General features: G+C 43.2%; 13 protein-coding genes. 2 read left to right on the top strand and 11 right to left on the bottom strand.

Translation table 11 applies throughout. The features are described from left to right. Positions 1 to 171: 171 nt before the first annotated feature. From A0126_RS08600 to yvfG, 11 genes are all read right to left on the bottom strand, one after another. Positions 172 to 747 carry a deoxycytidylate deaminase gene (locus A0126_RS08600; protein WP_088837293.1) on the bottom strand — a complete coding sequence of 192 codons (576 nt, stop codon included), beginning with the start codon at positions 745 to 747 and terminating at the stop codon, positions 172 to 174. 46 nt (positions 748 to 793) lie between these two features. Continuing rightward, positions 794 to 2,020, bottom strand: coding sequence for a toxic anion resistance protein (locus A0126_RS08605; RefSeq protein WP_051667285.1), 1,227 nt, complete (start codon positions 2,018 to 2,020; stop codon positions 794 to 796). Next, positions 2,007 to 2,753: a 5-bromo-4-chloroindolyl phosphate hydrolysis family protein gene (locus tag A0126_RS08610; protein WP_088837294.1), complete on the bottom strand. Its 747-nt coding sequence runs from the start codon at positions 2,751 to 2,753 to the stop codon at positions 2,007 to 2,009. Before A0126_RS08610 ends, A0126_RS08605 begins: the two co-directional genes overlap by 14 nt. Positions 2,754 to 3,095: 342 nt before the next feature. Further along, the gene (locus tag A0126_RS08615) at positions 3,096 to 4,442 is read right to left on the bottom strand and encodes a sodium-dependent transporter (RefSeq protein WP_088837295.1); all 1,347 of its coding nucleotides are present in this window, start codon (positions 4,440 to 4,442) and stop codon (positions 3,096 to 3,098) included. Positions 4,443 to 4,646: 204 nt separating this feature from the next. Next, on the bottom strand, positions 4,647 to 5,537 hold the full coding sequence (locus A0126_RS08620; RefSeq protein WP_088837296.1) for a diacylglycerol/lipid kinase family protein: 891 nt from the start codon (positions 5,535 to 5,537) through the stop codon (positions 4,647 to 4,649). Beyond that, entirely contained in the window at positions 5,534 to 7,051 is a 1,518-nt protein-coding gene (locus A0126_RS08625) for an ABC transporter permease/substrate-binding protein (protein WP_029330560.1), read from the bottom strand. The genes A0126_RS08620 and A0126_RS08625 overlap by 4 nt, the downstream gene beginning before the upstream one ends. Beyond that, positions 7,051 to 7,779, bottom strand: a complete 729-nt coding sequence (locus tag A0126_RS08630; RefSeq protein ID WP_088837297.1) for an ABC transporter ATP-binding protein — start codon at positions 7,777 to 7,779, stop codon at positions 7,051 to 7,053. Before A0126_RS08630 ends, A0126_RS08625 begins: the two co-directional genes overlap by 1 nt. Before the next feature lie 143 nt (positions 7,780 to 7,922). Further along, positions 7,923 to 8,651 (bottom strand): 3D domain-containing protein, encoded by a 729-nt coding sequence (locus A0126_RS08635; protein ID WP_088837298.1) that lies wholly within the window; start codon positions 8,649 to 8,651, stop codon positions 7,923 to 7,925. Positions 8,652 to 9,213: 562 nt separating this feature from the next. Beyond that, the gene (locus tag A0126_RS08640; protein ID WP_029330566.1) at positions 9,214 to 9,423 is read right to left on the bottom strand and encodes a hypothetical protein; all 210 of its coding nucleotides are present in this window, start codon (positions 9,421 to 9,423) and stop codon (positions 9,214 to 9,216) included. Positions 9,424 to 9,483: 60 nt separating this feature from the next. Next, a complete protein-coding gene (locus tag A0126_RS08645; protein ID WP_088837299.1) occupies positions 9,484 to 10,095 on the bottom strand; it encodes an NUDIX hydrolase in 612 nt (203 codons plus the stop codon). After that, on the bottom strand, positions 10,092 to 10,313 hold the full coding sequence (yvfG, locus tag A0126_RS08650) for a protein YvfG (protein ID WP_029330575.1): 222 nt from the start codon (positions 10,311 to 10,313) through the stop codon (positions 10,092 to 10,094). The genes A0126_RS08645 and yvfG overlap by 4 nt, the downstream gene beginning before the upstream one ends. Before the next feature lie 90 nt (positions 10,314 to 10,403). Here yvfG and A0126_RS08655 point away from each other — a divergent pair, with 90 nt between their 5' ends. Together A0126_RS08655 and A0126_RS08660 are read left to right on the top strand one after the other, a co-directional pair. Further along, complete coding sequence (locus tag A0126_RS08655; protein WP_088837300.1) at positions 10,404 to 11,978, top strand: FAD-dependent monooxygenase; 1,575 nt, start codon at positions 10,404 to 10,406, stop codon at positions 11,976 to 11,978. A gap of 32 nt (positions 11,979 to 12,010) precedes the next feature. Further along, on the top strand, positions 12,011 to 12,331 hold the full coding sequence (locus tag A0126_RS08660; protein WP_088837301.1) for a hypothetical protein: 321 nt from the start codon (positions 12,011 to 12,013) through the stop codon (positions 12,329 to 12,331). The last annotated feature ends 27 nt before the right edge of the window (positions 12,332 to 12,358 follow it).

Consider the following 12,358-nt stretch of genomic DNA (forward strand, 5'->3'; position numbering starts at 1 on the left):
AATGCGGCATTCCGCTTCGTCATATTCTATAATCATCATCACAGATAGTGGAGGTTCTGTCAATTGATTTTCAAAAAAAGTGGGTTGATCTCGTTAGAAATCAACCCGAATGGAAGAGTGAATAATTACCATGGCAATGCTTGATTTCATCATACAATGCAATGGAAGCGTTTACAAGCCTTTATCTAAAATTTTCTCAAGAAAATATTGTTCTGTTAATGGCAAATGTACGACTTCAATCCCGCTTTGGCGCATCAAGTTTAATCCATCGCCGTATTCATAACCCGTCGTATAGACGACGCGATCAATTTTTGAAGCGATTAAAGCTAAACTACATGCGTGACACGGACTATGCGTGACATAAGCCGTCGCATGACGCGCACTCGTCGAATCCGCAGCAAGTTTTCCTAACGCATTAATCTCCGCATGAATTTCATGTTGCTTTGACCATTCATGATGTTCTTGTTGGTTATTACAACGATAAAAAACTTCGCCATTATGTATAGTAGTATCAGATTCCAACACATTTTCATTGATTGATTTATAGAAAACCCCGTGTTGCTTTAAAAAAATTTCGTTGCAGTTCACATGCTGACTCGGTGTTCCATTGATTCCAATCGAAATTGGCTTTTCATCCTTGACGATGACGCATGCGACAGACTTCGACGCACATTTCGAATGACGTTCTGCCATCATCTGGGCAAACAGTAACCAGGTCGTATCCCATTTCTCTTGTTTCGGATCCATAACGTTCACTCCTTAAACAATACGAAGGAACACGTAAACGTGTCCCTTAGTATCGTTGATTTGGTAATTCGCGACTTTTCGAAGCAACTTCAATGACTTTTTGTTTTAATTCATTTTCCATCCGCTCTAACTCATGCTCTGCATCGCGACGTTTCTGCTTCCCATCTTGTTGAATCCGCAGTGTCTCATCAAGCGTCTCGATTAAATTTTGATGCGCAACTTTTAACGATTCGACCGATACGATTCCTTTTTCATTCTCTTCTGCGATTTCAATCGATGAATCTTTTAAGAGACGTGAATTTTGTTCGAGCAATTGATTCGTCGTATTTGTAACATCCTTTTGCATCTGCAAAGCACTCTTTTGCCTAGACAGACTGAGTGAGAGGACGACTTGGTTTTTCCAAAGTGGAATCGTATTGACGACTGCAGATTCAATTTTTTCAGCAAGAATCTGGTTATTCTGCTGAATGACACGGATTTGCGGTGCCATTTGAAGACTGATCGTACGTGATAACTTTAAGTCGTGAATTTTTTTCTCGAACCGGTCCGTCAATTGAATCAAATCATTTAATTCTTGTAGTTTCGTCTGGTCACGTGAAACCTCGACTTCTGTCCGAAGCGGTTCGATCTCATTTTCTCTGACGTGTGCAATCTTCGTCTCACCCGCTGCGATGTAAAGATTTAGTTCCTCGAAGTAACGTCGATTTTTTTGATACATTTGATCAAGTAACGTAATGTCTTTCATTAAGCCAAACTTCGAACGATCTAAATTATGAACGACCTCTTCTAAATAAGCACTCATCTTTTCATATTGTAAGAAGTAGGTCTCCGCTTTTTTCTTCGCCCGTCCGATGACGGGAACGTTTGACCAAAAGCTTTTCTTTTCTTGTAACGAATCCGGGTCCATTTGACGGACACGTTGCATTAAATCCGACAACAGTTTTCCGGCGTCGCCACCATCTTTCATTTTGACTTCGCTTAACACTTGATCTGAAAATTGCGAGAGTTCCCGTTGAACCGGTGCTCCGAATTGCATGACGGCATCGGATTTATTCAAATCAATCACTTGAAGTAAACGTTCGATTTTTTGACGCTGTTCAGCTGGAACGTCACTTGGAATCATTTCTTCAACCGGACGAACTGGCGTCCGGTGTTTTGGTGTTTCCGCAAGATTCAGGTCAACTGATGGATCAGAAATCGTTGGTTGTGCCTGTTCCTCTGTTTTGGATTCGTCCGGCCACTCTTGCCATGAATTGTTATCAGAATGGGTCATGTTTATAACTCTCCTCCTGTTTTCTTTGTTCCGATTCTTGTGCCAAAACTTTTTCAATCGTTAAAAGTTCACGCTCTAAGTCGACCGTATCTCCTTCTAACAACAAGGATTGGTGTTGTTTTAATTTTTGAGCAATCATCTTCAAGTTCGCTTGCAGTTGTTCGCGTGTATCAAATTGCACTTGAGCCCCACGTCGTTCTAAATCTGCGAATTTTTCTGAAATCGATAATAAGGAATCGAGATAAAACGTGAAGAAGTCGCGTACTTTTTTTACTTCACGTGGTGCATTAAATAATTCTTCAAATAACACATGTGCTTCGCGCGAGACGATTCGCATATCTGAACGTACTTCGCTGTCTCGGATCGATGGGATAATGCCATCGAATGCCTGTAACTTTACGAAACCTTCTTCGACGGTCCGTTGCAAGACTTGCAACTCCAAATCATCCGTTTCATCAAATCTGCGCGTCGCTTGTTCAGGCTTTAAGATGACGCTTCCGACAAATTGATCATCATCATCGAGTAACAATTTCTTTTTGACATTTTGTCGTTTTATCTCTGTTGATTTTCGTTCTGTCCGGTACCGCTTCCCGGGTTTCGCCCGGTAACCGCTCCAAATGAACCATAAACCGAGTGCTACGAAGATTCCGGAAAAGTTTAACGTATCTGCTATCTGAAGAAATACGAACATCAAACCAATCGATCCGAAAATCCACCATGTAGAAGATTTCATGTCATCCCCTCTTTCTATTGACTCCATCTATTTGTGTCATGAATGAATCTACTGTTTCTTATATCTTACCATTACGGATGTCTTAACAAAAAGTTTCCCGTTTTCGATAAATGTTAGTCCTCTCTACTCTTTATTTCACCATAATCTTTCACCGGCCGCATCCGTCTCTAGATGTACGATGCTGAATGGATTGCATCTACTTTTTACTTTTTACTTTTCTTGAGTAACATATACGCATAAGATTTTTCGATTATTCAAAAATCACTTTCATCAAAAAAACTAGCTTCCGTTAATCAAAACGAAAGCTAGTGCTCGTAATCATATTCTGATTCAATCAAACATTTAAGAGAATACGAGTGGCCAAATCAGAATGATTAAAATGGCGAGCGGACTCAAGTAGCATACACTAAAGCGCCAAAATGGAATCATTCGTTTTAACAGGGGACCTGTCGCTAGCTCACGTTCGACAATCGCCCGATCAAGTTTAAATCCAGCAAATATTGAAATCAAGAGTGCACCGATTGGCATCAAAATATTCGATACGAGGAAATCCATCCAATCAAAAATTGTCTTATCGAACCACATGATGTCGCTCGCGACTCCAAAGGAGAGTGCTGATGGAACACCTACTATTGCGACAAGGATTGTCGTAATAATCGTATTACGTTTCTTATTTTGGACGGTCGCATCTTCTTTTCGATCAGTAATCGATGAAACCACAACTTCTAGCATCGCGATTGAAGAAGTGATCGACGCGAAAGCAAAGAGTAAGAAAAACAACGTTAAGAAGACTGTTCCAAATTGGACTTGGCTGAATACTGTTGGTAACACGATGAATAAGAGTGAAGGACCTTCAGCAGGATCAAGACCTGAAGCGAAGACCGCTGGGAAGATCGCGAATCCGGCTAGTAGTGATACGACGATGTTTAAAGAGACGATCCATCCTGCTGACCGATTGATTTGACCACGCTCTTTCATATACGAGGCATACGTCAACATTGCGGAGACGCCGAGCGATAATGAAAAGAAGGCTTGTCCGAGCGCACTCAGGACCGATGTCCGGTTCAGTGCTGAGAAATCCGGTTCGATGAAGAAACGAACCCCTTCACTTGCACCTTCAAGGGTCAATGACCGACTCACTAATATAATGAAACAAAGGAATAATAATGGCATCAAGATTTTACTCATTTTTTCAATTCCCGACTGAACACCTCGCAAGACGATTAATCCCGTAATGATGAGGAATACGACTTGGCCTAAAATCGCATAGAGTGGAGAGGCGGATATCGTTCCGAAGAGTTCTCCTAACTGATCCCCACTCATGGAAGTCAAATTTCCGGAAAAACCAAGAACCGTATAAATTAATACCCATCCCCCGATGACGCTGTAAAAGGATAAGAGTAAGAAACAGGTGATGACACCTAACACGCCAATAAAGGTGAATTTCTTATGACCCAACTCTTCGAAAGCGCGCAACGCCGTTTTTCCACTCGTTCGACCGATTAAAAATTCTGCAATCAATACCGGGAGACCGAGGAGCAAGGTGAACACTAAAAATAGTAGTAAAAAAGCGCCTCCACCATTCGTTCCTGTCGTATATGGAAACTTCCATATCGCACCGAGTCCAATCGCTGATCCTGCTGCTGCTAAGATAAACCCAACTTTTGAAGCCCATGCATTGCTTTTCATGGTACTCCACCTCCTTTTCAAAAATACTTCCTTATTGTACAAAAGTTAAATCAAGAAGTCATCCTTTATCAAACATTTTCTTTAAAGCGTCAAAGCATAACCGCATATTCGCATGTTTGTATTAAAACAAAAATCATATGCACTAAAAAAGGAGAGACATGGATTCTTCTTCGAATCTTTTTTGTCTCTCCTGATATTATCTTGTTAAGCTCGATTCAGTTTACGATTTTGTCCAGCGTACATTTTTAAGAATTCCGGTAAGACCTTCACCTCGACAGGCGAGTTCAGCGCCTTCTCACCATCCGTATCGATGACTTTTGGAGAATCCGTTTTTAAGGTAAAACCACTCGTTAAGATGTGCGTGAAAGATGGGTCGTTTGCCAGTCCGATTTTTTGAAGGATCACGTCACGGATTGTCGCTAAGTTGACTTCATCGACAATCACTAAATCCAGTTTCCCATCATTGTATGCACCGTTCGAAAGATTCGTTTCAATCCCCCCAAGCGACTCGCCATTCGCTGCTAAAATCAAAACGGCTTCTCCTGTCATTTTTTGCCCTTCATTTAATTCAAGTTCGTAGGCAAACGGTTTTGCATCCAAGCTTGAGCGGATGGTTGACAGATAATACCCCATTTTCCCAAGTCGGACTTTTTCTTCTGTATCAATGCCAATTGATGCTTCAGCAATTAATCCGAGACCCAAAAAGTTAAGGAAGTACGTATCGTTGACTTGTCCAAGATCGACTTCGACGATTTGTTGGGTCGCAATCATCTCTGCAGCAAGACACGGTACCATCGGTAAACCGAGTGTCCGTGCAAAATCGTTACACGTTCCCCCTGGCACGATGCCAAGAATCGGACGCGTCTCCAGTTTGGCTAATCCATTAATGACTTCAAATACGGTTCCATCACCACCGAGGACGACAAGGGCATCGAAGTCTCCCGCTTCTTCTGCAAACTCCTGTGCATCTCCTGCCCGACTCGTTTGCTTAATGACGATTTCATTGAATTGTTCCGCAAGTGGACTAATAACATCTTCTAGAAGACCACTCCGGTTCGTCCCGGCGGAAGGGTTACTAATCATCAATAGTTTCATTGAATGATTCCTTCTTTCTTCAAATAATTATTTGCCACTTCGTTGGCAGTTTTACCACCATAGGCGACTTCTTCATTCATTTTAGACATTTCTTCATCCGTGATTTTTCCATCTAATTTCTTTAATGCTTGCCCGACTTCCGGGTACTCATCAAGCGTCTCTTGGCGCAACAGAGGTGCCCCTTCATACGGAGGGAACAGTTGTTGATCGTCTTTCAAGACGACCATGTCATATTTCGCGATTTCCGGATCGGTCGAATAGGCATCGATGACTTCGATGTCTCCTGATTCGATTGCCTTGTATCGTAATTTCGGTTCCATCGTCACGACTTCTTTAAAATTGACACCATATTTTTCTTGAATCCCTTTGTAACCATCTTGACGATCTTTAAACTCTAACGTGAAGCCTGCCGTTAATTGACTCGCAACCCGCTTGATGTCGGAAATCGTTTTTAAGTCATACCGTTCCGCGATTTTTTTCGGAACTGCGATGGCGTAGGTGTTATTGTAGTCCATCGGCGGTAAAAGCGCGAGGTCCTGTTTGACCAATCCATCTCGTGCTTGCTCGTAAACCGCTTGTGCATCATTTGAGACCGGTTTTTCATTCGTTAAGCTAGCAAGGACCGTCCCTGTGAATTCCGGGTACAGATCGATATCACCCGATTGCAAGGCTTTATAGACGAACGTCGTCTTTCCGAAGTTCGGTTTGACTTGGACGTTTAAGTCCGTTTCATCCTCGATGACGATTTTATACATGTTCATTAAGATTTCTGGTTCGACCCCTAATTTCCCGGCGACGACCAAGTCAGGTTGTTCCGTCCGTCCGAGTGCGAACGGCGTGATAATCAGTGTCGCAATCAAGGCCAGGGCGACGACCATCCGGCTCGTTTGCCGTTTTTTTGTGGCGACTTCCGTCTGACGTAATAAAAAATCGAACAATAACGCGAGTAAGGCTGCCGGGATAGCTCCTAATAATAAGAGATTGTTATCATTTCGGTCGATTCCGAGCAAGATGATCGATCCGAGTCCCCCTGCCCCAATCAAAGCAGCAATCGTCGCCGTCCCGATGATAAGAACCATCGCTGTCCGAACACCAGCCATCATGACCGGTAAAGCGAGCGGTAACTCAACCTTCAACAAACTTTGCGTCGGTGTCATTCCGCAGGCACGGGCCGCTTCTTTAATTGAAGGGTCGACTTCTGCTAATCCCGTAAACGTGTTACGGACGATTGGTAAAAGAGCATATAGAACAAGTGCAATGACAGACGGGAGTGTGCCGATTCCAACAAGCGGAATCATCAGTCCGAGTAGTGCGAGCGAAGGAATCGTTTGGATGACGGATGTCACACCAATCGACCATTCACTAATTTTTTTATTTCGTGATAAGTAAACGCCTAAAGGAATGGCAATCAAACATGCGATTAATAACGAAATGACCGAAAGTTGAATATGTTCGATTAATGCCTGCAGTAATTCTTCTTTTCGATTTTGAAACGTTTCGACTAAACCGTTCATCATATCGTCCCCCTGACTTGTCCCATGAACTCTTTGATGAAGGGATCGTCACTCGCTAAGACTTCCTCTTTTGTTCCGATAAATACGATTTCGCCCTCGTTCATCAAGCAGATGCGACTGCCGAGCTTCAACGCTTCATTCATGTCATGGGTGACGAACAAAATCGTTTTACCGAGTTCACCGTTCAATCGAATCAAGTCATTTTGAAGTTGGTCTCGAGAAATCGGATCAAGGGCTGAAAATGGTTCATCCATCAGAATGACATCTTGCTCTGCAGCGAGCGCACGCATGACGCCGACGCGTTGTTGTTGTCCACCCGATAGTTCACTTGGATATTTCTTTTTTAAATTTTCATTAAGACCCGTCAACTCGAATAATGTGTCGACGCGCTTCGCAACTTTTTTCTTGTCCCACTTTAACAACTGCGGAACGACAGCGACATTTTCTTCAATCGTCATATGGGGAAAAAGTGCAATTTGTTGCAGAACATAGCCGATTTTCCGGCGAAGTTCATGTTCATCAATCGACATGATCGGCTCTCCATTAATCCATATCTGACCTGCTGTATGATCAATCAATCGGTTGACCATCTTCATCGTCGTCGTCTTTCCACAACCAGATGGACCAATCAAACAAAAGATTTCGCCTTCTTCCACTGTAAAATTCAAATTTTGGACCGCTTTTGTTCCGTCGGCATAAGTTTTTCCGACTTCTTTAAATTCAATCACAGATGATCCCTCCGTTTCCTATTTGTTTTATTATCTTTGTAAAATTTCCCTTAATCAGTGTTTCCAAAACCTGATTTTTTAGCAGTTTCATTAAAAAAGAGCCATCTCGACCGAAACGTTCGGTCGAGATGACTCTTTTAGTCTTATTCGTAAATCGTAACTTGGACCGAACGTCGGCCCCAGTTGATTGCTTCTTGTTCCGTTTCCATCATTAAATCCATGATTTTCCCATGGATGACGCCTCCCGTATCGAGAGCAATCGCATCTCCAAATCCTTCAACATGCACTTTCGTACCGAGGGGGATGACGTTTGGATCAACCGCAACAATCCGTCGGCCTTCAAAATGAATCGTATGTGTAACATCATAGCCTGAAGCCGTTAAAACTTTTCCATCATATGAACCATTCAGCGCTGCATCATTCGTATAAGCCGTCGTTTCAAATGTCTCTTGGCGCCCACCAGTTTCATTTTTGGCAGCTACTTTTTTTGGTTCGACAGTCGATGCCGCTTCTTTTTGATTTTCCTGTTGTTTACGTTTCGCTTCGTCTTGTGCTTGTTGTTTTTTCTGTGCTTCTGCCTTTTCTAATGTTTCCTTTTTTTGCTTTGCTTCCTGCTCGGCTTTCGCCTGGCGTTCACGTTCTTGTTGCGCTGCCTGTTCTGCAGCACGTTGTTTCGCCTGTTCTTCAGCTCGTTTTGCTGCTTGCTTCTCTTTTTCCAATCGAATAGCCTCTCGTTTCATCTGGAGCGGATTTTGGACGATTTTCTTTTCCGTCCCGATTCCAATTTGTGCGGCTTCCGTATGCATATGTGGTAAAAGAATAAGTCCTGTAAAAGTAAAAATGATTGTAAGTACGATCTGTTTTAGTTTCATCTTTCAAAACAACCTTTCCGGCCTTTAACGGCTCGAACACCTTACCATGATGAATTTGCGGATGAAAACCCTAAAAGGTCATTTGAAATATATCTGTCAAAAAGTAACGAAATGGTTACACGCTTTCAAAATATGCTCTTATCGTTGATATCAAGCCATTTCTATGATTGTTACCGTTCTGTCATCTTTTTATTCTTGTAACGTCTTTGTAATGATTACGATTGTTCATGAAATTCTGTTAATTTATTCTTAAAATTGAGGTCATCCAATCGATTCAGCGATCAAATGACTGATTTGTTTATAACTTTTCATCCACGCTTTGAATATTTATTCAAAATCAGACGATTCATCTCCCACTTCTAAACGTTCAGGGTGAACTCCTCGTGTAAATAGGAGATGAATCGTCTTCGGGCAAGATAAACGGTCCACCGTCGGGACGACGGGGTTAGCCTGATCAATTTTCGACCGATAGATTGAATAGCTCAGGAAGCCTCCACCTCTAAGCGAAGTGGAGGTGGTTCAATCAAACAAAAAACCCGACAATATGTTGTCGGGTCCCGTGTTATTTTGTTTTACGTTCTAACAATTCAATCTCTGATTTGAGGAGAACTTGTTTTTCAAATTCGAATCCAAGTGATTCAAAGTTTTTTGTATGCGAGAGATCACCGACAACCGTATTTGTTAATACAGCCGTAACTTCCGCGACCCATCCTTCTTTCGTTTTGACCATATCGCCCACGATATAATCAAATAACTCTTCTGTTTCTTCCATCTCAATCATCTCCTGACACGTTCAGATAGTACTAATCATATAAAAGAACTCACAAAAAAGCTAGTATCGTGAAATCATACTCAACACTTGGCGAAGAATCTTTGCCGTCAATCCCCAAATCAAGTAGTCCTCATGCTCATAAAAATGTTCGACGACTTTGTACGTCCGATCAAGATAAGCTTCCCGATTCGCCATCCGACTTGTCGGAACCGCTTTCCCCGGGCGAATTCGCCATTCCATCTCTCCTTCAATCGGACGCGCGTTCAACAGTGCGTTTAACGGGACATAAAAAATATGATCGACTTCATCCGGAGAGGGATCGATTTGATTCGCTTGTATGATTCCGACGTATGGATAGATGATGGAGCGGTTCGGTGTCACGAGCGGTTCTAACGTCCCGATGACTTCAATTTCTTCCACTGTCACATTGAGTTCTTCTCGCGTTTCCCGGATTGCCGCTTCTTTCGGTTGTTCTCCGGCATCGATTCGTCCACCCGGAAAAGAAATCTCTCCGGGTTGCGAACGTAACGTTTTTGCCCGCACTTGAAAGAGGAGGCAGATTTCCCCATCGCGTTCGACTAACGGGACAAGAACTGCTGCTGCTTGCCGCGGAAGGCTGTCCCTTGTCGATTTGAATACATCTTTGATTTGATCGAATACGGGATTATTCATCGTCCTTCCTGCGAAACTCTCTGATACGCTTCCTCTAAGTGACGCATCCGAACAATCAAATCGGCGTTCTTCGCGATTCGGTCTGCAAGAATCGAGCCCGAAACGACTTTATAATACGCATTCAATGCTTGTGTCTTTGTCATATATGCCTCATTTTGTCGAATATACTCTTTGAAATTCGCTACTAAACGGTCTGCTGTAAATAACTGTTCGTTCAACCGACTCATCCTCTCTTGCGGTTAGCCGCTAGGTGTATAGTTTAATGGTAGCTACTTTTGGCTAAGAAGTAAAATAAGGGGGGCTTATTCGTGAAGAAAAACATAGATGTATTGATTATCGGGGCCGGACCGACCGGATTGACACTTGCACTCGCGCTCTCACGGTATGGCTTAACATTCCGGATCATCGAGCGAGCGAGCGGACCATCTGTCGTCTCAAAGGCAATCGGTATTCAAGCACGCTCACTTGAATTGTTTGCCCGTCTCGGTGTTGCCGAGGAACTGATGGCAGAAGCGATTAAGATTAATCAAGGAAATCTCTATGTGAATGGAGCTTGGCAAGCAAAACTTGATTTTACGGATTTGAATACACCTTTCCCATTTGTAACACTCTTACCTCAAAGTGAAACGGAACGGATTCTTGAACAACGCCTACTTGATTACGGACATCGTGTCGAACGGGATACCGAGTTGACCGGCTTCGCTCAATTTCCAACATTCGTCACGGCATCGATTCGAAAAAACAATGTCGTCGAGACAGTCGATGCCTCGTTCGTAGTCGGCGCAGACGGTGCGAACAGCTTCGTCCGGCGTGAACTAGGACTTCCCTTCAGTGGCAAGTCGTTCAAGGAATCTTGGGCGCTTGCTGATATTGAAGTCGACTGGCCGCTTTCGTCAGAAGAAGTCCATATTTTCTTTTCCGATCATGGAGTAATCGAGTCGTTCCCATTACAATCAAACTTATTTCGAATTACGGGCAATTTAACGGACGGTGTCGTGCCGACGGATCATGCGGCGATTGAAGACTTTCTTAAAAATCGGGCGAAAGTACCCTTTAAACTTAAAAAAGTCCATTGGTATTCCATGTTCCGTGTCCACAATCGAATCATCGAAAAGTTTGGTCACCACCGGATTTACTTAATCGGTGATGCAGCGCATATTAACTCGCCTGTCGGCGGACAAGGGATGAATACGGGAATCGCAGACGCGATGAATCTAGCCTGGAAGCTTTGGTGTGTACATGAGTTTAAAGCAAGTTTCCCGTTGCTCGACTCTTATAGTACGGAACGGCGGGAAGCGGCACGTGGAATTTTACGTTCGACGAACCTTGCGACTGAATTGTTGCAAATCAATGTGCCATTTTTACTACCTCTGCAAGAAAAAGTCATTCGGAACAGTTTAAAAATCACACCGCTTCATCATTACGTGACGAACCGGATTGCTCAATTGAATAGTAACTATCATCCATCCGATACGTTTGTCACGCAAGGGAGATTTGGCTTACTTGCACCGAAACCGGGTGAACCGATGCCGTACAGCGAAGTTGTAAATCCGCGGACGAAAAAAAATGAGTTACTGCTACGTCGCGCTGATCGAAATTTCTTATTGCTGCTCTTTTTACCGCGTCAGTCCGATGAATCAGAACTGACCCCTTATAAAGAACTCGCCTACTCCTATCCGGACCTGTTTGAGACCGTCTCGATTCATCAAGAGCTAAAAGAAGACGGGGTCGTCGACCAGGGGGGAGAACTCGCACGGAAGTTCGGGATTAAGCAATGTGGTCTGTATTTGATTCGTCCAGACGGCTACATCGCTTATCGTCAGCAAGGCTTGAAGATTAAACCTTTCTCTCGCTACCTTGAACGTTTACTTTATGCCCGGTAAGCACGTATGATAGGTATGAGGTGATAAGATCCATGGAGTTTATGAATATACGATACTTTTTGATCATCGTTCTAGTTGTTCTGTTCATCATCATCGTCGCCCGTCGCACAAAAGAGTCTTTGCGTTGGGTCCTCGTCGGTGAAGAATTTGGAGAAAAAGGCGAACAGCTTCATCGAGATTACGAGCTACTAGCGGATGCCGGTTTTGAAGTTCGGCTCGAACGAGGTGTTAAAACCTCTATCTTTTTCCGAAGGTTCAGTAAAGATTTAGCCGATCGTGTTGCAATTTATGCACTTAAAGAAGATATCGACCGTGTCGAACGTTTTCTCACTCAACCTAAAAAAAGACGTTAAAAAATAAGCAGCCTCTCCGTAAGTTGA

It is taken from the genome of Exiguobacterium sp. N4-1P (assembly GCF_002214325.1).

Coding starts and splice junctions, on each gene's coding strand:
- A0126_RS08600 (WP_088837293.1), bottom strand. CDS start 747: ATGGATCCGAAACAAGAGAAATGGGATACGACCTGGTTACTGTTTGCC.
- A0126_RS08605 (WP_051667285.1), bottom strand. CDS start 2,020: ATGACCCATTCTGATAACAATTCATGGCAAGAGTGGCCGGACGAATCC.
- A0126_RS08610 (WP_088837294.1), bottom strand. CDS start 2,753: ATGAAATCTTCTACATGGTGGATTTTCGGATCGATTGGTTTGATGTTC.
- A0126_RS08615 (WP_088837295.1), bottom strand. CDS start 4,442: ATGAAAAGCAATGCATGGGCTTCAAAAGTTGGGTTTATCTTAGCAGCA.
- A0126_RS08620 (WP_088837296.1), bottom strand. CDS start 5,537: ATGAAACTATTGATGATTAGTAACCCTTCCGCCGGGACGAACCGGAGT.
- A0126_RS08625 (WP_029330560.1), bottom strand. CDS start 7,051: ATGAACGGTTTAGTCGAAACGTTTCAAAATCGAAAAGAAGAATTACTG.
- A0126_RS08635 (WP_088837298.1), bottom strand. CDS start 8,651: ATGAAACTAAAACAGATCGTACTTACAATCATTTTTACTTTTACAGGA.
- A0126_RS08640 (WP_029330566.1), bottom strand. CDS start 9,423: ATGGAAGAAACAGAAGAGTTATTTGATTATATCGTGGGCGATATGGTC.
- A0126_RS08645 (WP_088837299.1), bottom strand. CDS start 10,095: ATGAATAATCCCGTATTCGATCAAATCAAAGATGTATTCAAATCGACA.
- A0126_RS08660 (WP_088837301.1), top strand. CDS start 12,011: ATGGAGTTTATGAATATACGATACTTTTTGATCATCGTTCTAGTTGTT.